A 19184-nucleotide genomic window follows, 5' to 3' on the forward strand; every position below is an offset into this window, starting at 1 on the left:
AATCACAGCAAGGAGGACTCAATGAAGAGAACACATGTCACCGGTGCCATCGCACTGCTCGCCGCCGCGGGCCTGGCTCTGAGCGGATGCGCCGGAACCCCGACCGGTGGTTCGGACGCCGGCCCAGCCGGCGACGGCGAAATCGTGGGCGGTCCGGGTGTCGACCTGGACACGAAGACGATCAAGGTGGGAGCGCTCGTCCCCGTCTCCGGCGTCTTCGCCGGCGCCATCACGAACATCGAAGGCATGGATGCCGCATTCCACCGCGCCACCCAGCCCGGAGGTGCCATGGAGGGCTGGACGCTCGAAGTGGTGAACCAGGACACGAAGTACGACGCCGCGACCGCGATCCCGCTCTACGAGGGATTCAAGGACGACGTGGCGATGGTCTCGCTCGTGCTCGGCTCGACGATCATCGACGCCATGCTGCCCTCCATCGAGACCGACAAGATGACCCTCATCCCGGGTGGAACGACTCCCAACCTCCAGTTCGCCGACCACCTGGTGCCGAGCCTGCCGATGACCAGCAGCCACGCTGCGAGCCTCATCCCCTACGCGGTCGAAACCTACGACGTGGAGGACGCGACGTTCTGCAGCATGACCGTCGAAGACACGCTGGGCAAGTACATCCAGGAGAACTTCGACTTCACCCTGGAGGAACTGGGTCTCACGAAGGGCATCGACACGACCTTCGCCCCGAACGCCGACCAGCTGACCGCGCAGATCACCTCGATGAAGAACGCCGACTGTGACGTCGTCATGACCGGCGGAACCGGCGGCTTCCTGCAGACGCTGGCGGTGCAGTCGGTGCAGCAGGACTTCACGCCGCTGGTGCTGGCCGGCAACAGCGCCTACAACATCACCCTGGCGACCGGACCCGGCGCCGACTGGCTGGCGGAGAACGCGATCATCTCGGTTCCCGGTGACGAGTGGCTGGGAGAGAACGCTCCGGGCCAGGCCATGCTCATCGAAGACCTCGAGGCGATCAACCCGGACTACACCCCGAGCGCCAACGCCCACTTGACGGGCTACGTCAACGGTCTGCTGACCGCCGACATCCTCGCCCAGGCGCTGGAGAACGGCGACCTCAGCCGTGAAGGCATCGCCACGGCGGCCACGGAGATCGGCACGTGGGAGGACGAGCTCGGCCTCACCGGCGGCGATGTCGTGATCGGGGCGACGGCCGCCGAGAACGTGCCCCCGCACAAGCTGTCGATGTTCCGCATCGACGGATCGGTTCCCACCGGCCTGAAGCTCGAGGCGTACAACTACGACTCGGATGTCGCGGTGAAGTACCTGGAATCCGTCGCTCCGTGAGTCTCAGCGGGCGGCGACGGCATTCGTCGCCGCCCGCTCCGTACCCGTCTCCGGCAGCTGCCGGATTCACAGAGAGGTGCCCCATGGCATCCGATGCCGCAGCAGGTGCGCGAGAGCTGCCCCTGCTCGAACTGACCGAGGTGTCCGTCAGCTACTCCGGTGGCGCCGTGCGAGCGCTCCAGAACGTCGACCTGCGGGTGTACCGCGGTCAGATCGTCGTTCTGATCGGCGTGAACGGCGCCGGTAAGACGACGGCCCTGTCCACGATCTCCGGACTCCTGCCCTTCACCGGAGGCTCGCTCGACACCGGCGCGGTCCTGTTCGAAGGTCAGGACCTGAAGTCCAAGACGGCGTCCGCGCGCGTACAGCGGGGGATCTCGATGGTCATGGAGGGGCGACGTACCTTCCCGGACCTGACCGTCGAGGAGAACCTCAGCGCCGGCGGCTTCACCAGGACGTTGGCGGAGGCGAAAGAGAGCCGTGAGCGCGTCTACGGGATGTTCCCGATCCTGGCCGAACGGCGCAAGCAGCTCGCCGGCCTGATGTCCGGCGGTGAGCAGCAGATGCTCGCCATCGGGCGGGCGCTCATGCAGCGTCCCACGCTGCTCATGCTCGACGAACCGTCGCTGGGGCTCGCGCCGCTCATCGTGGAACAGATCAAGGACTACATCGTCGAGATCAACGCCCAGGGGACCAGCGTCCTCCTGATCGAGCAGAACGCCGCGATGGCGCTGTCGATCGCCGATTACGCCTACGTCCTCGATGGGAAATCCGTCGCGCGGCAGGGAACCGGCGCCGATCTGCTGGCGGATCCGGTGGTGCAGGAGCTGTATCTGGGTGTCGCCGGCGAAGGTCGGCGTTCCTTCCGTGTGGCCTACGAGGAGCGCAAGAGAGGTCGGATCCGATGAGTGGAGCATTGCTGAGCGCCCAGGATGTGACCGTCAGATTCGGTGGCGTCACGGCGGTCGACCAGGTCAGCTTCGACGTCGAGAGGGGGGAGCTGTTCGCGATCATCGGGCCCAACGGCGCAGGAAAGACGACTCTGTTCAACTGCCTCAGCGGGCTCGTGAGCTACTCGGGCGAGATCCGCTTCGACGGCACACCCCTGACGGGCCAGCGGGCGGATCAGATCGCGCAGCACGGTATCGCCCGGACCTTCCAGAACCTGGGCCTGTTCTCCAGCATGACGGTGCTCGAGAACGTGCTCGTCGGTCGAGCCAGCAAGATCGGCGCAGGAATCCCGGCCGGTCTGGCATGGTTCGGCAAGGCCCGCCGCGATGAGATCGACGCGCGCCAGCACGCCTACGAGGTGCTGGATGTCATGGGGATGGCCGACCTCGCCCACACGCCCATCAAGAGCCTGCCCTACGGCACGCGCAAACGGATCGAATTGGCGAAGGCGGCTGTCGTCGCACCGCAGCTGCTGCTGCTCGACGAACCGGTTGCCGGGCTGAACCACGCCGAGACGGACGAGTTGATCGGAGCGGTGCTCGAGCTGAAGGAAGCGATGGGCTTGACCATCGTGCTCATCGAGCACGACACCTTCCTGGTGATGGATGTGGCGGACCGGGTGCTCGCCCTCAATTTCGGTCAGGCGATCGGACTGGGCACCCCCGCGGAGACGCAGGCCAACCCGCGCGTCGTGGAGGCATATCTGGGCGCCGCCGCCGCCGGCGACGCGTCGGCCGTGAAAACGACGAAGGGAGGCGAAGGCTGATGGACACCTTCGTCCAGATCCTCATTTCGGGCATCGCGCTCGGGTTCCTCTATGCGCTGGTGTCGCTCAGCTTCGTCGTGCTGCTGAAGGCCACCGGGCACTTCAACCTGCTGCCGGGGTCGTTCGTGCTCCTCGGCGCCTACACGCTGTTCCAGTTCCATCAGAACTTCGGCATCAACTTCTGGCTCTCGCTGCTGATCGCGATCGTCCTGGTCACGGCGCTGGGGCTCGCCATCCACTATGTGATCTTCCAGCGGATCGACCGCACCGCCGACCAGCATGCCGCCGGCCTGGCGATCCTTCTCGTCACGATCGGCCTGCTGAGCCTCAGCCAGGCGACGGCGGTGTCGTCCTGGGGGGCGGAAGTGCTCCTCCTGGGCGACCCGTGGGGCCTGAACACCCTCCGGCTCGGCGCCATCAACGTGCCGATGCGCGACATCTGGGTGATCGTCCTGAGCATCGCCGTCCTCATCATCTTCTGGCTGGTCATCCAGCACACTCGCGTGGGAGTGGGGATGCGCGCCATTGCGAGCGACAGTCAGGCGGCATTCGTTCAGGGCATCAGCCCGCGGAAGGTGGCGCCGTACGCATGGCTCATGAGCGCCGGCGCCGCGGTCATCGCGGGAGTCCTCATGGCGACGGAGGCCGGCGGGGGGCTGCGCCCGACGCTGGATGTCGTCGCCTTCACCGCGCTGCCGGCTCTCATCCTGGGCGGCATCCGATCCCTCCCCGGTTGCGTCGCCGGTGGGCTCGTGCTCGGGGTGCTGCAGCAACTGGCCAACGGGTACGCCCCGGCGGCCTTCGGTCAGCACTTCGCGACCGTGCTGCCCTGGATCATCATGATCATCGTTCTTCTCGTCCGTCCCAGTGGCCTGTTCGCCACACGTGAGTTCCGGAGGGCTTGATATGGCCACCTTGGCAAGCACCGGCACCCTTCGGACGCAGGGTGTGTTCGACGATCGCATCCGGCGTGAAGTGCGGATATTCCAGTCACCCGTCACCAGGTACGGAGCGGTGCTCCTGACCCTGCTCGCCGTGGTCCTGCCCCTGAGTACCGCCGATTCCTTCCTGCTGTCACTCGGCATCACCGTCGGCTTCTTCTCCATCGCCGCGATCGGTCTGAACGTGCTGAACGGCTATGCGGGTCAGATCAACATGGGGCAGCCGTTCTTCCTCGCGATCGGCGCCTTCACGGCGGTGGGGTTCGGGTCGATCATGGACCTGCCCCTGCCTCTCTGGCTGCTCGCGGTCGTGGTGGTGGGAGCCGTGTCGGGAGCGCTGGTCGCGCCCCTGGCGCTGCGGCTGAAGGGCGTCTATCAGATCGTCCTGAGCCTCGGCCTGATCTTCATCGGCCAGTACATCTTCGTGAACTGGAGCGACCTCACCGGGGGCGTGGCCGGGCGCAGGGCCGCAGTGAACCTCTCGGTCGGGCCGCTGGATTTCGCAGCGCTGCAGGTCGGCGGTATGACCTACAACTACCAGCAGGGCCTGTTCATGCTCGTGTGGCTGTTCGTCGCGCTGTGCATGTTCCTCGTCCATCTGCTGATGAAGTCCCCCGGTGGCCGCCACATCGTGGCCCTGCGGGATGCGGACCTCCCCGCGCGCGTCGCGGGTATCAACCCGGTGCGCTCGATGGTCGGCGCGTACGCCATCTCCAGCGCGATGGGCGCCCTCGGCGGTGCGTTCTACGTCGCTCAGCTGCGCTTCGTCAGTCCGGAGCAGTTCAACCTCGCCATGGGGCTGAACTTCATCATCATCGTCACGGTGGGCGGACTGGCCACCGCGTGGGGGCCGGTCGTGGGGAGCCTGATCATCTGCTCGATCCCCGTCCTGGCCAGCCGATACGCCGAGTTCATCCCCTTCCTCAAGGCCAACTCGTCGACACCCGATGGGACGTGGGGCATTCCGGTGGGACAGTTCCCCGTCGTGCTGTACGGCGTGCTCCTGGTCCTCATCCTGATGTTCGAGCCGCGAGGACTCACACACCTCCTCAAGGTCTTCGGCCTGTGGCTCACGCGGCCGCTGCGGCGCCGTCGGACCGCATCCTCCGGAGAGGGAACCGCATGAGCCGGTTCGCCGGTCGCGTCGCCTTCATCACGGGTGCGGCGTCGGGCGCGGGTTTCGGCCAGGCGCTCGTGTTCGGCCGTGCCGGTGCGCGCATCGCCGTGGCGGATGTGCGGGAGGCTGCCGTCGACGACGCCGTCACCCGATTGCGCGCAGAGGGGATCGAGGCCTGGGGGGCTCCCCTGGACGTCACCGACCGGGCGGCCTATGCCGCGACCGCGGACGCCGTGGAGTCGCACTTCGGCGACCCGGTCACGCTGCTCTTCAACACGGCGGGCGTGAACGGCTTCGGATCGGCCGAAACCCTCACGTTCGCCGACTACGACTGGCTCCTCGGGGTGAACCTCGGCGGGGTGGTGAACGGCATGGTCACCTTCGTCCCGCGGATGATCGAGGCCGGGCAGGGCGGGCACGTCGCGTCGGTGGCCTCTGTCGGAGGGTTCGAGGGCGGTCTCATGACCGCTCCGTACTCCGCGGCCAAAGCGGGGGTCATCAGCCTCATGGAGAGCTACGCGCAGGTGCTGCCCCGGCATGGCATCGGTGTGACCGTGTTGTGTCCGGCGAACATCCGGTCCAACATCGCGACGTCCCACGAGCTTCGCCCCGACGCCGGAGTGGACACGGGCATCCGCACCGACCAGCGATTCGTCTCGGCGCTGACGGAGGTGTACCGGCACGGCATGGATCCCGAAGCCCTGGCCTTGCACCTCAAGCGCGCGATGGAAGCCGGCGAGCTCTACGCCATCCCCTATCCCGAGGTGCGCGAGGACCTGGAGCGGAAGTTCGGCAGCGTGCTGGACGCGGTCCCCGTCGTCGACGACCTCACTCCCGGCGGTGCGGCAGCGCGGACCGAAGCGCTGCAGCAGTTCCGCCGAGCGGCCGCCGAGGGCGGGGGTCCGTCCTCGACGTAGGATCATCACAGGCGCGCCCCGGCGCGCACCGTGTCGACAAAGGAGCTGACATGGCGTTCGCTGACGCACCTTCCCGACTGAGCGATGCCGCGCGATTCGACAGTGCCCTGCGGGCGCGCGTGCGGCAGGCGCGAAAGGAATTCCTCTCCGGAGCGACCCGGCCCGACCTGCGCGGGGTGAGCTCGGAGATCTACACCTCCTGGGTCCGCTCGCGCGAACTGGGTGTGGACGCCGCCAGCACGGCCGTCCCCCTCAATCCGCTCTCCGTGACGCGCGCGCGCCGCCTGGTCGACGCGGCGACGCCGGTGATGACCAACCTCGCCGACCAGTGCCGGGACTCCGACGCATGGGGGATGCTGCTGGACCGCGAGTGCGTCCAGGTCTTCCCCCTCGTCGGCGACGCGCGGGTCGTGCGGGAGGGGGAGCAGCGCGGCGGCGGTCTCGGCGCGACGTTCCAGGAAGCCGTCGTGGGGACCAACGGTGCGGGGATCTCGGTGGAACGGCTGGAGAGTTTCCTCGTCGTCGGCGAGGAGCACTTCCGCGAGGCCGAGCACAACCTCGCCTCGGTGGGCGTTCCCCTGCGGGATCCGTACGGCCGGATGGCGGGTGTGCTGCTCATGTGCCAGCGGTTGTCGTCGGCCAACCACATGATCGTGCCGTACACGCAGACGCTCGCCGTCGCCATCGAGAAGCAGCTCGCCCTGGCCACCAGCGGGGACGAACGCGCCCTGTTCGAGGCGTTCGCCCGCCACTCCCGGCGACCGTCGCTGGCCGTGGTCGGCATCAGCGAAGACGTGTACATCGCGAACAACGCCGCTCAGCAGCTCCTCCGCGACGGCGCGGAGACCGACGCGTTGCGTGAGGCCGTCCTCGCCGTGGCGGACGCCGGCCGGTCGCGGCTGATGACGCTCACCTTCGAGGAGGAGCGGTACCGGGTGCACTGTCGGATCGTGCAGCTCTCGGCGGGCAGGAACGGCGTGGTGGCCTCGCTCAGCCGGGTCGCCGCGCCCCCGGTCCTGGCACCCGGGAGGCGGTTCGAGCCCCCGGCGCCGGCGGCCGATCCGGTCGCGCGGGCGAAGGATCTGGGGTTCCCCGTCCTCGTCACCGGCGAGCCCGGATCGGGGAGGGCGCACCGCGTGCGCTCCGTCGCATCCGTGGTCGAGCTGGATGCCGCGGCCGCCGCGACCGACGGCGCCGCCTGGATGGCTCAGTGCCGCGAGCTGCTCAGCCGCGGGGACGTGCTGATCCGGCACCTCGACGCCCTGCCGCCGACGCTGCGCCCCGGCGTCCTGGAACTCATCAGGGCTGGTGCGCACTGGGTGGCGGCGACGGTGGAATCGGTCTCCCCCGACTTCGAGGCGACCTTCCCGGTGACGGTCGCGGTCCTCCCGCTGCGGGAACGGACGGCGGATCTGCCCGCCCTCGTGGAGGCTCTCCTCGCCGATCTCGGCGCGGCGCGCACCCGCCGTACCCCGGAGGTCATGAGCATCCTGGCGCGGTATCCCTGGCCGGGGAATGTGGCGCAGCTGCGGCGCCTTCTGGCCGGCATCCTGGTGCGGCTCGAGGGCGACACCATCTCCATCGACGACCTGCCGCGCGAGATCGCCAGCAGTGGACGGCGGAACACGGGGGAGGGGCTGCTCGCCCGGACCGAACGGGAGCTGGTCTTCGACGCCCTCCGCGAGGCGAACTGGAACCGCGACGCCGCGGCGAAGACGCTCGGCATCTCGCGCGCGACGATGTACCGGCGAATCCGCCAGTTCGGGTTTCAGATCCCCAGCAGTCGCTGAGCAGCCCGGTCAGACGGCCCCGCCGTGCGCGGCGATGACCGCCTTGGCCCCTTCCTTGACGAACTCCACCTGCTCGCAGGCGATGCGCTGCGCGGCGGAGACGTCACGCTGCTCGAGTGCTGTGGTCAGGCGCGGGACGAAGGTGGGGCCGAGCTGGCGCTCCCAATCGCCCGCCTCGTACGTCTCCCGCCACACCGTCGTCACATTGAGGGCCCGGAAGCTCGCGGTCAGCTTGCGGGAACCTGCGAGATCGACGATTGCGGCGTGATAGTCCAGATTGAGCTCGAGGAACTGTTCCAGTGTCTCGGCGGACGTGGGGACGGCAGCGAGCACCTGGTCGCTGAGCCGGCGGATGCGGTCGAGCTGCTCGTCCGACGCGCCGGTGAGGTACCGCTCGATGACTCCCGTCGCGATGGTGAGGCGATCACCGTAGAGCTTGTCCACGAGCGTGGGGGTCATCGCGATGGGTACGTAATGACCGCCCTCGCGTTTTTCGACGAGGGATTCCGTGGCCAGCCGGAGGAGGGCATGGTCCACGAGCTTCGGCTCGAGGCGGAGGGAGGACGCCACCGCCGAGACGTCGATCGTCTCCCCTAGGGGTGTGCGCCGGTGCAGCACCCACTCCCGGGTCCCTTCGTACGCGGCGGTCTCCAGGGCGCTCTCGAGGTTGCCGAAGGTCCCGCGGTAGTAAGCGAGGGGTTCGCCGTCCTGTGCCTCGGCCGCGACGACCCGGCCGAGGAAGATGGTGTGCGTTCCTCCGACGGCCGTCTCATCCACCACGCATTCGATGGAGGCGAGCGCGCCGGCCAGCAGGGGGAGGCCGCGCGGACTGATCGTGTGCCCGACGCCGGCGAACTTGTCATCGCCCTTCCGTGCGAAGGTGCGGGCGAGATCGCCCTGGGCGGCGGAGAGGATATTGATCGCGTATCGACCGGACCGCGCCACGGCGTCATGGGTCACACTCGAACGATTGAGGCAGATGAGCATCATCGGCGGGTCGGAGGAGAGGGACGACACCGCCGAGACGGTGGTGCCGAACAGGTCGTCACCATCAGCGGTCGTGATGACCGTCACGCCCGAGGCGAAGTGGCCGACGACGTTGCGGAAGACGTTCTCCTCCACGACGGGAAGCCCCAGATCGATCCCGTAGCGGACGTTTCCCGCATGCTCGTTCCCCATGGGATTCCTTCCTCCGTGAAGCACCTGTCACGACCGTAATCCGCTCGCCTCCGCCACCCGGGTCTCACGGTGAGACAGCCCGATGACCGGCGCCGCTGGCAGAATCGCGCCGAAGGGGAGGGAGGAACCGATGGTGGAATTCGCGGAATCGCGGCCGCAGACCGGTGCGGACTACCTCGACAGCCTGCGCGACGAGCGCGTCGTCTGGCTGCGCGGCGATCGCGTGGCCGATGTCACCGCTCACCCGGCGTTCGCGCAGACCGCACGCACGGTGGCCGGTCTGTACGACGCGCTGCACGACGGGTCGACCCCGCTGCTGCCTACCGACACGGGACGCGGAGGGCAGACACACCCGTTCTTCCTCGCGGCGCGCTCGCCCGACCACCTGGTCGCCTCTCGCAACGCCATCCGCGCCTGGGCGAGACGCACATACGGCTGGATGGGGCGCACCCCTGACTACAAGGCGGCATTCCTGGGGTCGCTGGGCGCGACCCAGGACTGGTACGGGGAGTACGCCCCCAACGCGCAGAGGTGGTATCGCCACGCGCAGGAGCACGTCTCGTTCTTCGGGCACGCCATCGTCGATCCGCCCGTGGACCGGCACCTCCCCCCGGACGAGATCGGCGACATCGCGGTGCACGCGGTGCGGGAGACGGATGCCGGCGTCGTCGTGTCCGGCGCGAAGGTGGTCGCGACGGGGGCGGTGGGCGCGCAGTTCGCCCTCATCGCGCCGACGGGGGCAGCGTTGCGAGACCCGGCATTCGCCATAGTGGCCGTGGTCCCGATCTCCGCACCCGGGGTCACGCTGCTGGCCCGCACGTCGTACGCGGAAGCCGCGTCGGCGACCGGGAGCCCGTTCGACTACCCGCTCACCAGTCGGTTCGACGAGAACGACGCGATCCTGGTGCTCGATCGGGTCCTCATCCCTTGGGAGGACCTGCTGGTCTACCGAGACCTCGATCGCGCCCGCGCGTTCACGGGGGTCGCCGGTTTCCCCTCCCGGCTGGCGCTGCACGGCGCGACGCGGCTGGGGGTGAAGTTCGACTTCCTCGCCGGCCTCCTGCTGAAGGCGCTGGAAGCGACCGGCACGGGGGATTTCCGGGGGGTGCGCACGAGGGTCGGTGAGGTGCTCGCGTGGCGGAGCATGGTCCATGCCCTCACCGACGCGATGGTGCTCGACCCGCGTCGCGGGGAGGACGGAACGTGGTCGCCGCAGGCGGATGCCGTGGACGCCTATCGGTGGCTCAGTACCATCGCGTACCCGCGCGTGCGGGAGATCGTGCTGCAGGACCTGGGATCGGCTCTGATCTATCTGCCTTCCCACGCCAGCGACTTCGATGTCCCCGAGCTGGCGCCTTCGTTGAGACGGTACCTTCGCGGATCGGAGGGGGTGACCGCCGAAGCGCGCGTCAAGACGATGAAGATGCTCTGGGATGCCGTCGGAACGGAGTTCGCGGGCCGCCACGACCTCTACGAGCGGACGTTCCAGGGCAATCACGAAGGGCTGCGCCTCGTGGTGTACGGCGATCACGAGAGCTCGGGGCGAAGCGACCGACTGCGCGCGTTCGCCGAGGAGGCGCTGGGAGATTACGACCGCGGCGGCTGGCTGCCAGGCGGCGCCGGCCAGATGCCGTAACGACCGGGGCTGATCACCCCTGCAGGATCGATCGCATCTTTGATGCGGGTCACGAACCGCCGATAGGCGTGATCGTTCCACGACATGAACCCGGCGACGTCCTCCATGAAGTCCAGATGGGCGCGGTATTCGCTGTACCCCCTGGCGGCCAGCTCCGCCACCAGCTCGCGCGCCGTGGCATAGGCGGCGCGGGCCTGCTCCGGATCGCGCGGGTCGAAATTGATCGAGGACACGAGGGCGCAGGACCGCTCGTTCACGACGAGGATCCCGGCTTTGTAGTTCAATCCGGTGCGCTGCTCGATGATGTCGCGCACGAGATCGACGACCTCCATCACGCGCTCGCCCACCATCGGGACGATCGGGGCGATCCCGATGTGGCCGAAACCTTCGCCCTTGTGTTTGATGACATCCAGATTCGGCACGCCCGCGGTGATGCGATCGGAGATCGACGCGATCCGGGCGTACTCGTCGGGGGCGTAGATCCCCTGGACGGTCAGGGTGGCGCCAGGGATCCGTTGCCATGCCTCCCGGACCTGACGAACCTGCAGGTCCACCTCCTCCCGCGACCCCCACAGGGCACTGCGGAGATACCAGCGGCCCAACCCGGTCTCCTCGGCGATCCGCTGGACGTCGTCGTCGGGAAGAAACCCCTTCTCGGCGCGCGCGATGACGTCGGCCACCCCGGTCATTGTTGCCGCCATGAGCGTGTTGTAGAGACTCGGGACCCCGCGCAGCCGGTTGGCGAGGCGCAGTTCTCGGACCGTGTCGATCGCGCGCGGAAGATCCCCATCGGCGGCGACGGTGAGCAGCAGCGGCGCGTAGGCCTCCGGCGAGGGCATGAGCCACACCCCCATCCGGACCACGATGCCGAAGTTCGACTGGATGAAGAAAGGATCGAGGGTGGGGCCGACGCCGCGCTTGTACGTGTGCCACGCGGGGTTGTCGGGCATCGCGCCCATTCCGGTCCGCAGGAGCGACGCATCTGGCAGGACCACCTCCATCCCGCACGGGGCCTGGAAGTCCGCGCCGTAGGGAAGGTAGGTCACCCCGTTGTCGAGGGAGTTGCCGACAACACTGCCCCAACCCAGGTCAGGCACCGACACCTGGAGCCGGGATCCGCGCGCGCGAAGCTCGTCGTACAGGTCGAACCACCGCACACCGGGTTCGACGACCGCATAGGCCAGCTCCTCATTGATCTCCAGAACCCGGTTCATCCGCCGCAGGCTGAGGGAGATGGAGCCGCCGACGCGAGGCGAAGACCCGCCGTAGCCGTTGTTGCGACCCTGGGAATGGGTGGCCAGAGGCACGCCCGTCTCGAGGGCCAGCCGCACGATGTCCTGCACCTGCTCGGTCGTCTCGGGGTGGACGGCGACGCCGGCGGTGTAGGTTTCGTCGCCCGGGATCCAGTACGGGTCGCGCAACGGCCACTCGCGGTCGGACATCAGATCGTCCTGCGCCGTCACCGCGCCGGCTCCGACGATCGCAATCAGTCGCCGGACGATATCCGGGGTGACTCCCGGCCCAGATCGCTCCGTCGGTGTGGTGGTCATCGGCGTCCTCCGGATCGGTCGTCAGGTGCGCGGCGGGCGCGCTCGATTGACAGGATCCGAGACCGCCCGGCGCATGCGGGCACCGTCTGCGCAGATGATCATGTCGTCTGCGCGATCGTGATAGCAACGGAGGAGGCGGGCGTCCGCCGACGGGAGAGGGATATGGCGACGGAGCTGGACCTTGTGACGCGGAGCTTCCCGGAGTGGGCGACGCACTTCCCGGTGATCCGCCGCGGCGCCGGGTGGGTCGGTGACGGCCTGGCGGACGGATTCGAGGGCGCAGTGACCCGGCGGGTGGTCGACGACACATCCATCGCGATTCTGCGGGTGCGTGCGCACCCGCACGCCATCGTGCGTTCGGCCGACCAGGTGCGCGCGGGTGAGGGGGACGTCGTGCTGGCCGTCGTCCAGCTGTCGGGGAGCAGCCGATTGACCACGGAGAACGGCACTCGGACGCTCCGCCCCGGTGATCATCTGGTCTCGTCCTGGGGTGTGCCGTCCTCGTGGGAGTTCGACGCCGAGTTCGCTCTCTTCGTCGCACGGCTGCCGGGGGAGGATCTCCGGGCTGCGCTGGTGCGGCCGAACGTGCCCTTCGGCGAGCCCTTGGCATCCCGGGAGGGCGTCGGTCCGGTTCTGCTGGCCTTCGTTCGCGCGCTCGCCCAGGACATGAACCTGCTCCGCGGGCCGACGGCGCCGCTCGTGGTGCGGTGCCTCGTCGGCATGTTCGAGGCGAGCCTGCTCGCCGCAGCGCCGCCGGTAGGCCCCGGCGGGTTGACCGACGTGTACAGCCGCGCCGTGCGCAGGATCGAAGACCGGATCGCGGACCCCCACCTGGGTGTCGACGCGCTGGCGGGCGCTCTGTCGGTGTCGCGGCGGCAGGTGCAGGCGGCTTTCACCGCGCACGGGACGAGCGTCACGCAGTCGGTTCGGACCCGACGCCTCGAGCGCGCTCGCGCGGCGCTCGCCCGGACATCGGCGTCGGAGCGGGGGGTTGCTCAGATCGCCGCCGATTGCGGCTTCCGCCACCCCGCACACTTCTCCCGACAGTTCCGGGCCGCCTTCGGCATGTCGCCCACCGAATGGCGGGCGCAGGCGCTCGGTCTCTGACGGCCAGGCGCGTCTCACAGTGAGACGCGCCCGGCGTGCCATTCCGGGTGAGGCTGGTCAGGGTCGCGCAGAGCAGCGCTGCCGGGAAGGAGCGCACGGTGCAGGACTTCGCAGGTCGGGTGGCGGTGATCACCGGCGGGGCGTCCGGGGTCGGGTTCGGCCAGGCGCAGGTGTTCGGTGATCTCGGCTGCAAAGTGGCGATCGTCGACGTGCGCCAGGAAGCATTGGAGACCGCGGCGGAAACGCTCCGGTCGCGCGGCATCACGGTGCACCCGGTACGGCTGGACATCCGTGACCGTGAGGCCTGGGAGCGCGCGGCGGACGACATCGAGGACGGATTGGGCGCTCCTGCGTCGCTCCTGTTCAACACGGCGGGGGTGAACGGCTTCGGCCCGCTGGAGAAGGCCACCTACGCCGACTTCGACTGGATCCTCGGCGTCAATCTCGGCGGGATGGTCAACGGCATCCAGACGCTGCTCCCTCGCATGCTCGCGCATGGCGCCGGAGGACACATCGTCTCGGTCGCATCCATGGCCGGCTTCCAGGGGAGCCCCAGCGCCGCAATCTACGCCTCCTCGAAGGCCGCCGTCATCAACCTCATGGAGAGCTACGCTCTGACCCTCCCGGCCCAGGGAATCGGGGTAAGCCTCCTGTGCCCGGCGAGCGTCCGTTCCGACATCGCACACACGCTGGATCGCCGGCCCGCGGAACTGGCCTCGGGGTCGAGCTTCATCGCCGACGAGCGCTTCGTGGAGTTGCAGCGCCGACTGTACGCGGGCGGGATGGATCCGGTGGAGCTCGCCCAGCACGTGCGCGATGCGATCGTGGCCGACCGGTTCTGGGTGCTGCCGTTCCCGGAGACCCGTGAGGGCCTGCGTGCGCACTTCGACAGCATCCTGGCCGCGTACGACGACTGCGTCACCGACCCGGATGCGGCCGCCGAGCGCGCCCGAGCCTTCGACGAGTACCGCGCCCAGTCCGCGCGCCTGCGCGAGTCCTGATCCACACCCCAAGGAGAACGCCCATGCCTGTCGTCCCCCTCACCGAAATCGTCGGCCGCTCGTTCGCAGAGCGCTACGGCGTCCCGGCGGTCAACATCTTCAACGACCTGACGCTCGAGGCGGTTCTCGCCGGAGCGGTGCAGGCGCAGTCGCCGGTGATCGTCCAGACCTCCGTCAAGACGGTGCGGAGCCTGGGCGCGAGCTTCATCAAGGCGATGTGGGACGATCTCACCCGCGACATCCCGGTGCCGGTCTCGCTGCACCTGGATCACTGCCCTGACCGTGACGTCATCACGACGTGTCTTCAGCACGGCTGGAACTCGGTGCTCTTCGATGCCTCCGAACTGCCCGTCGAGGAGAACCAGCGACAGACGATCGAAGTCGTCGCCGAAGCGCGTCGCTTCGGTGCGCACGTCGAGGGCGAGATCGAGTCGATCCAGGGCGTCGAGGACGATCACGGCTCCGACGAGGAGAGCCGGCGACAGAGCCTCGAGGTGCAGCTCGCGTTCCTGGAGGCGACGGGGGTCGACGTGTTCGCGCCGGCGATCGGCAACGCGCACGGCGCCTACAAGACCACACCGGTGCTCGACGGTGAGCGCATCACGCAGATCGTCGAGAGCCACCCCGTCCCCATCGCGCTGCACGGGGGAAGCGGTCTGAGCGACGATCAGTTCCGCGACCTGATCGCGCGGGGGTGCGCCAAGGTCAACATCTCCACGGCGCTGAAGGAGCGGTTCATGCGAGCAGAGCTGGACTTCCTCAGCCGGGCGCAGGCCACGAACAAGTGGGATCCGCCGTCGCTGTTCCGGCACACGCGCCAGGAGGTCGTCGACCTCGTGACCGGCCTGTGCGACACCTTCGGCAGTGCGGGGAAGGCCTGACATGCCCGCGCTGATCTTCGACTGCGACGGCGTGCTCGCCGACACGGAGATGCACGGACATCTGCCGGCCTTCAACCAGACGTTCCGCGAATTCGGGGTCCCCATCGAGTGGTCGACGGCGGTCTATGGCGAGAAGGTCCGTATCGGGGGCGGTAAGGAGCGCATGCGGAGCGAGTTCACGCCCGAACTGGCTGCACGCTGGGCGGAGTTCCCGGGGGATGCGGCGGCGCAGGACGAGCTCATCGCCGCCATGCATCGTCGCAAGACGGAGCTGTACACGGCGCTCATCGCTGAGGGGCGTATCGATCCGCGTCCCGGGGTGGAGCGTCTGGCCCGCGAGGCTCACGCGGAGGGGTGGGCGCTCGCGGTCGCGTCGACCTCCGCGGAGCCGTCGGTCCGGGCTGTGCTGGCACGTGCCGTCGGAGAAGATCTGGCGGCAGAGTTCCGCGTGTTCGCCGGCGACGTCGTTCCCCGCAAGAAGCCGGCGCCGGACATCTACCTGCATGCCCTCGCCGAACTGGGCATCGGAGCGTCGGACGCCGTCGTGATCGAGGACAGTGCCATCGGTCTGCGTGCCGCCGGTGGGGCGGGGATCGCGACGATCGTCACCAAGAGCGCCTACACCGGCGGCGAGGACTTCGGGGGGGCGTCCCTCGTCCTGGAAGACCTGGCCGCGACGACCCTGACAGACATCGAACACGTGCGGGCCCGCGGGATCGCACACACGACGGAGGAATCATGAGCGCCGCAGACGTCAATGTGACGCGGTTCGTGCTGGAGACGGTCGCCGCCGAGATCGTCGAGCAGGAGACCTACTTCGGCGATCTGGACGCCGTGGTGGGAGACGGGGACTTCGGCTTCTCCCTCGCGCGCGGGTTCGAGAAGGTTCTGGAGGACTTGCCGGACTACCCCACGCAGAGCGTCGCGGCGATGATCCAAGCAGCCGCCATGACGATCTCCAGCCGGGTCGGCGGCACCTCCGGTCCGATCTGGGGAACGGGATTCCTCCGCGCGGCGATGACCGCCAAGACGGCTGAGAGCCTGGATGGCGCGACGGTCGTGTCGATGCTCCGCGCCGCCGCCGAGGGCATCCAGGCCCGCGGGAAGGCGGAGCTGGGGGACAAGACCCTCCTGGACGCTCTGGTCCCCGCCACGGATGCACTCGAAGAGGCCGTCGCCGCCGGTGCCGACTCCTCCGCTGCCGTGCAGCGCTTCGCCCAGGAGATGAGGGCGGCCGCGGAGCGGACGACGCAGCTGCAGGCGCGGCGCGGCCGCGCGAGCTACTCGGGCGAGCGCAGCATCGGGTCGCCCGATGCCGGCGCAGTGGCCCTGGCCGTCCTCGCCGAGCGCGTCGCCGACAGGTGGCCCGAGCGTCAGGGCGGCGACGCGTCCCCACGAAAGGAATGACATGAAGAAGTTCGTCAACGACCCGAAAGACTTCGTCGCCGAGATGCTGCAGGGGCTGGCCCTGGCCAATCCCGACACGCTCGTCTACGTCCCCGAGTACAACCTGATCCACCGCAGCGATGCCCCCAGCGACGAGCGCGTGACGATCATCCAGGGGTCCGGCTCCGGCCATGAGCCCGCGCACGTGATGACCGTGGGCCCCGGCATGCTGACCGCCGCGTGCCCGGGAGACGTTTTCGCGGCCCCGCCCGTGGACTACGTCTACGAGACCATCAAGCGGCTCGCCTCGAGCAAGGGCGTCCTCCTCATCGTGAACAACTACACGGGGGACCGGATGGCGTTCGAGATGGCGCAGGAGATGGCGTCGGCCGAGGGGATCGACGTGCGCACCCTCTTCGTCGACGACGATGTCGCGGTGCAGGATTCGCTCTACACCGTGGGCCGCCGCGGGGTTGCCGGCAACTTCTTCGTCATGAAGGCCGTCGGAGCCGCCGCAGAAGCGGGCGCCGACCTGGACGAGCTCGTCCGCATCGGCGAGAAGGTGAATGCCGCCACGCGCACCATGGGGCTCGCACTGACCGCATGCACTCCGCCGTCCAAGGGCACGCCGCTGTTCGACCTCGAGCAGGACAAGGTGGAGTTCGGCGTGGGTATCCATGGGGAGCCGGGGCGCATGCGCGTCGAGCTCGCATCCGCGGACCAGATGGTGACCGACCTCGTGGAGGCGGTCGCGACCGACCTGCAGGTGTCCGGCGATGACCGGCTGGCGCTGATGATCAACGGGCTGGGCGGAACTCCGATCAGCGAGCTCTATCTCGCCTACGGCATCGCCCACCGCGCGATCACTGCCGGCGGGGCGCAGGTCACCCGGTCGTATGTGGGCGAGTACTGCACATCGCTCGACATGGCCGGGTTGTCCGTGACCGCCGTCCGTGTGGACGAGGAGATCGAGAAGCTCCTGGCCGCCCCCGCGGAGATCGCCGTCCGCGTCTTCTGACGACCTGGTCGATCCCGCGGCCGATCCGCCGGGCCTCTTCGGGCCCGGCGGATCGCCCGCTCCGGCCGGGATCGAGGCGGACCCCGGTGGCCCCGCCTGATCGTCGGGCAGCGGTCCGCATCATCCGCTGCCCGAACTCCTCGAATCCGGGCACCGGAACCGGTTGCGGCACCGGGTTCCGCGCCGTCCGGCCCTGTTCCGCCTGAGTTCGGGATGCGCCGTCCCGGTGCGCACGCGCCGGCCCGAGTCGGCGATGCGGCCTCAGCTCGGGTTGGGGTCGGAGCCGGCGGAGCCACCGGGGTGTCCGAACTCCTCAGATCCGCGGCCGGGAACCGGTTGCGACACCCCCGTCCGCGCATCCGGCTCAGTTCTGCCTGAGTTCGGGATCCGGCCCCGGGCGGGCCGCCTCAGGCCTGCGCCGTTGCGGCGAGCCGCCACAGGTCGCCAGGAAGCGTGCCGGCGGTCGCGACCGTGACCGCGCGCGCGGATGCGGCGGCCGGCTCCAGGTGCGCGACGCAGCCGTGGGCCGCCTCGATCCGCACCGCGACGCCGTGCGGGCTCAGGACGGCCATCATGGCGTCGACGATCTGCTGGCCGAGGCGTTCCTGCAGCTGCGGGCGCCGGGAGGCCGCGTCGACGAGGCGGGCGACGCGGCTCAGCCCGGCGATGTGACGGGAGGGTGCGTAGAACACGTCGACGGTGCCCTCGAAGGGCAGGAGGTGGTGCTCGCACACCGACCGGAACGGGATGCCGGTGACACCGACGAGTTCGCCGGGCTGTTCGTTCTCAGTGAGGGCGACGGGGGCACCGAGGGCCGACGCGGGGTCGCGCCCGATGCCGGAGAACAGCTCGAGGTAGAGGTCGGCCACGCGCTCGGGCGTGCGCATGAGGCCGAGCCGCTCGACGTCTTCGCCGACGGCCGAGAGCAGCTCGCGGACCGCGGCGACGGCGCGCTCGCGATCCACGGCGGGAGCGGCGTCCGCCGTCCGAGGTGCCGTGGTCATCCGGCCGTTCCTTCCAGGCGGTCCACGAGTGCGAGCCCGCGGCGCGCCCACGCGATCTCGCCGCGCGCGCGATCCACGAGGCCTTCGTAGGCGAATCGCTTGTAGGCGATCGTACGTTCGCGGTCCTCGTCGGCAGTGACGGCCAGGCGGCGCAGCAGCATGGGGTTGTCGACTGCGTCGATGCGGCGCAGCTCGCCCTCCCACTGCTCCAGTTCGCCGCTCCACTGCGCGATGTGGGCCTGCAGGAACGCGCGGGCCTGGTCGGGTGTGGCGGCTTCCAGATACGCGGCGCGCAGGTGGGCGGGGTCGCGGACGCGCTGATACTCGAGGGGCGAGGCCATCCAGTCCAGGAACGCCTGATGCCCGGCGGGGGTCACGTGGTACATGCGGCGCGTGCCGCGTTCCCCGCGGGTCTGCTCTTCGCCGCGGATGAGGCCCTCGGCCTCCATCTTCCGCAGTTCGGGGTAGATCTGGGAGTCGGGAGCGTGCCAGACGTGACCCACCGACACGGCGAACTGCTTCTGCAGGTCGTAGCCGGATTGCGGGCCCACCCGCACGAGCGCGAGCAGTGCGTAACGCAGGCTCATCGGTCCTCCTCCTCAGACGTGCGGTCGGTCGACGCG

At 69.1% G+C, this 19184-nt stretch carries 18 protein-coding genes; 14 read left to right on the forward strand and 4 right to left on the reverse strand.

The genetic code is table 11. From position 1 onward, the window contains the following. Nucleotides 1-21 precede the first annotated feature (21 nt). The 7 genes from E4V99_RS07470 to E4V99_RS07500 all read left to right on the forward strand — a co-directional run bounded on the left by E4V99_RS07470 (nt 22) and on the right by E4V99_RS07500 (nt 7799). Entirely contained in the window at nt 22-1317 is a 1296-nt protein-coding gene (locus E4V99_RS07470) for an ABC transporter substrate-binding protein (RefSeq protein WP_135070059.1), read from the forward strand. 83 nt (nt 1318-1400) lie between these two features. Then, nucleotides 1401-2225 carry an ABC transporter ATP-binding protein gene (locus tag E4V99_RS07475; RefSeq protein ID WP_135116822.1) on the forward strand — a complete coding sequence of 275 codons (825 nt, stop codon included), beginning with the start codon at nt 1401-1403 and terminating at the stop codon, nt 2223-2225. Beyond that, complete coding sequence (locus E4V99_RS07480; RefSeq protein ID WP_135071576.1) at nt 2222-3034, forward strand: ABC transporter ATP-binding protein; 813 nt, start codon at nt 2222-2224, stop codon at nt 3032-3034. The genes E4V99_RS07475 and E4V99_RS07480 overlap by 4 nt, the downstream gene beginning before the upstream one ends. Further along, on the forward strand, nt 3034-3939 hold the full coding sequence (locus E4V99_RS07485) for a branched-chain amino acid ABC transporter permease (protein WP_135070053.1): 906 nt from the start codon (nt 3034-3036) through the stop codon (nt 3937-3939). Before E4V99_RS07480 ends, E4V99_RS07485 begins: the two co-directional genes overlap by 1 nt. Before the next feature lies 1 nt (nt 3940). Continuing rightward, a complete protein-coding gene (locus E4V99_RS07490) occupies nt 3941-5101 on the forward strand; it encodes a branched-chain amino acid ABC transporter permease (RefSeq protein WP_135070050.1) in 1161 nt (386 codons plus the stop codon). Further along, complete coding sequence (locus E4V99_RS07495; RefSeq protein ID WP_135116823.1) at nt 5098-6009, forward strand: SDR family NAD(P)-dependent oxidoreductase; 912 nt, start codon at nt 5098-5100, stop codon at nt 6007-6009. The genes E4V99_RS07490 and E4V99_RS07495 overlap by 4 nt, the downstream gene beginning before the upstream one ends. 50 nt (nt 6010-6059) lie before the next feature. Next, entirely contained in the window at nt 6060-7799 is a 1740-nt protein-coding gene (locus E4V99_RS07500) for a helix-turn-helix domain-containing protein (RefSeq protein ID WP_135116824.1), read from the forward strand. Nucleotides 7800-7808: 9 nt separating this feature from the next. Here E4V99_RS07500 and E4V99_RS07505 read toward each other — a convergent pair whose 3' ends face one another. Then, on the reverse strand, nt 7809-8978 hold the full coding sequence (locus E4V99_RS07505) for a flavin reductase (protein WP_135116825.1): 1170 nt from the start codon (nt 8976-8978) through the stop codon (nt 7809-7811). A gap of 130 nt (nt 8979-9108) precedes the next feature. On the opposite strand from E4V99_RS07505, the gene E4V99_RS07510 reads away from it, so the two are divergent. Next, nucleotides 9109-10614, forward strand: a complete 1506-nt coding sequence (locus tag E4V99_RS07510) for a 4-hydroxyphenylacetate 3-hydroxylase N-terminal domain-containing protein (RefSeq protein ID WP_135116826.1) — start codon at nt 9109-9111, stop codon at nt 10612-10614. Here the strand turns inward: E4V99_RS07510 and E4V99_RS07515 are convergent. Beyond that, nucleotides 10566-12164 (reverse strand): FAD-binding oxidoreductase, encoded by a 1599-nt coding sequence (locus E4V99_RS07515; RefSeq protein WP_135116827.1) that lies wholly within the window; start codon nt 12162-12164, stop codon nt 10566-10568. The genes E4V99_RS07510 and E4V99_RS07515 overlap by 49 nt on opposite strands. A 162-nt stretch (nt 12165-12326) precedes the next feature. On the opposite strand from E4V99_RS07515, the gene E4V99_RS07520 reads away from it, so the two are divergent. From E4V99_RS07520 to dhaK, 6 genes are all read left to right on the forward strand, one after another. Continuing rightward, on the forward strand, nt 12327-13271 hold the full coding sequence (locus tag E4V99_RS07520; RefSeq protein WP_167758094.1) for an AraC family transcriptional regulator: 945 nt from the start codon (nt 12327-12329) through the stop codon (nt 13269-13271). A gap of 98 nt (nt 13272-13369) precedes the next feature. Further along, nucleotides 13370-14272, forward strand: a complete 903-nt coding sequence (locus E4V99_RS07525; protein WP_167758095.1) for an SDR family NAD(P)-dependent oxidoreductase — start codon at nt 13370-13372, stop codon at nt 14270-14272. Between the two features lie 23 nt (nt 14273-14295). Beyond that, on the forward strand, nt 14296-15153 hold the full coding sequence (locus E4V99_RS07530; protein ID WP_135116830.1) for a class II fructose-bisphosphate aldolase: 858 nt from the start codon (nt 14296-14298) through the stop codon (nt 15151-15153). Between the two features lies 1 nt (nt 15154). Then, the gene (locus E4V99_RS07535; RefSeq protein ID WP_135116831.1) at nt 15155-15895 is read left to right on the forward strand and encodes an HAD-IA family hydrolase; all 741 of its coding nucleotides are present in this window, start codon (nt 15155-15157) and stop codon (nt 15893-15895) included. Then, a complete protein-coding gene (gene dhaL / locus E4V99_RS07540; protein ID WP_135116832.1) occupies nt 15892-16560 on the forward strand; it encodes a dihydroxyacetone kinase subunit DhaL in 669 nt (222 codons plus the stop codon). The genes E4V99_RS07535 and dhaL overlap by 4 nt, the downstream gene beginning before the upstream one ends. A 1-nt stretch (nt 16561) precedes the next feature. Continuing rightward, on the forward strand, nt 16562-17557 hold the full coding sequence (gene dhaK, locus E4V99_RS07545) for a dihydroxyacetone kinase subunit DhaK (protein ID WP_135116833.1): 996 nt from the start codon (nt 16562-16564) through the stop codon (nt 17555-17557). Between the two features lie 407 nt (nt 17558-17964). Here the strand turns inward: dhaK and folE are convergent, their stop codons facing one another. Beyond that, on the reverse strand, nt 17965-18561 hold the full coding sequence (gene folE / locus E4V99_RS07550) for a GTP cyclohydrolase I (protein ID WP_135070012.1): 597 nt from the start codon (nt 18559-18561) through the stop codon (nt 17965-17967). Then, on the reverse strand, nt 18558-19148 hold the full coding sequence (locus E4V99_RS07555; RefSeq protein WP_135116834.1) for a PadR family transcriptional regulator: 591 nt from the start codon (nt 19146-19148) through the stop codon (nt 18558-18560). Before E4V99_RS07555 ends, folE begins: the two co-directional genes overlap by 4 nt. Nucleotides 19149-19184: the final 36 nt, after the last annotated feature.

The organism is Microbacterium sp. dk485 (assembly GCF_004570445.1).
GTDB classification, from domain to species: Bacteria; Actinomycetota; Actinomycetes; order Actinomycetales; family Microbacteriaceae; genus Microbacterium; species Microbacterium wangchenii.

What these genes read in the sequence shown, in the direction of transcription:
- E4V99_RS07500 (WP_135116824.1), top strand. Translation starts at nt 6,060, where the DNA reads ATGGCGTTCGCTGACGCACCTTCCCGACTGAGCGATGCCGCGCGATTC.
- E4V99_RS07510 (WP_135116826.1), top strand. Translation starts at nt 9,109, where the DNA reads ATGGTGGAATTCGCGGAATCGCGGCCGCAGACCGGTGCGGACTACCTC.
- folE (WP_135070012.1), bottom strand. Translation starts at nt 18,561, where the DNA reads ATGACCACGGCACCTCGGACGGCGGACGCCGCTCCCGCCGTGGATCGC.
- dhaL (WP_135116832.1), top strand. Translation starts at nt 15,892, where the DNA reads ATGAGCGCCGCAGACGTCAATGTGACGCGGTTCGTGCTGGAGACGGTC.
- E4V99_RS07480 (WP_135071576.1), top strand. Translation starts at nt 2,222, where the DNA reads ATGAGTGGAGCATTGCTGAGCGCCCAGGATGTGACCGTCAGATTCGGT.
- E4V99_RS07520 (WP_167758094.1), top strand. Translation starts at nt 12,327, where the DNA reads ATGGCGACGGAGCTGGACCTTGTGACGCGGAGCTTCCCGGAGTGGGCG.
- E4V99_RS07555 (WP_135116834.1), bottom strand. Translation starts at nt 19,148, where the DNA reads ATGAGCCTGCGTTACGCACTGCTCGCGCTCGTGCGGGTGGGCCCGCAA.
- E4V99_RS07515 (WP_135116827.1), bottom strand. Translation starts at nt 12,164, where the DNA reads ATGACCACCACACCGACGGAGCGATCTGGGCCGGGAGTCACCCCGGAT.
- E4V99_RS07475 (WP_135116822.1), top strand. Translation starts at nt 1,401, where the DNA reads ATGGCATCCGATGCCGCAGCAGGTGCGCGAGAGCTGCCCCTGCTCGAA.
- E4V99_RS07495 (WP_135116823.1), top strand. Translation starts at nt 5,098, where the DNA reads ATGAGCCGGTTCGCCGGTCGCGTCGCCTTCATCACGGGTGCGGCGTCG.
- E4V99_RS07535 (WP_135116831.1), top strand. Translation starts at nt 15,155, where the DNA reads ATGCCCGCGCTGATCTTCGACTGCGACGGCGTGCTCGCCGACACGGAG.
- E4V99_RS07470 (WP_135070059.1), top strand. Translation starts at nt 22, where the DNA reads ATGAAGAGAACACATGTCACCGGTGCCATCGCACTGCTCGCCGCCGCG.
- E4V99_RS07490 (WP_135070050.1), top strand. Translation starts at nt 3,941, where the DNA reads ATGGCCACCTTGGCAAGCACCGGCACCCTTCGGACGCAGGGTGTGTTC.
- dhaK (WP_135116833.1), top strand. Translation starts at nt 16,562, where the DNA reads ATGAAGAAGTTCGTCAACGACCCGAAAGACTTCGTCGCCGAGATGCTG.
- E4V99_RS07485 (WP_135070053.1), top strand. Translation starts at nt 3,034, where the DNA reads ATGGACACCTTCGTCCAGATCCTCATTTCGGGCATCGCGCTCGGGTTC.
- E4V99_RS07530 (WP_135116830.1), top strand. Translation starts at nt 14,296, where the DNA reads ATGCCTGTCGTCCCCCTCACCGAAATCGTCGGCCGCTCGTTCGCAGAG.
- E4V99_RS07505 (WP_135116825.1), bottom strand. Translation starts at nt 8,978, where the DNA reads ATGGGGAACGAGCATGCGGGAAACGTCCGCTACGGGATCGATCTGGGG.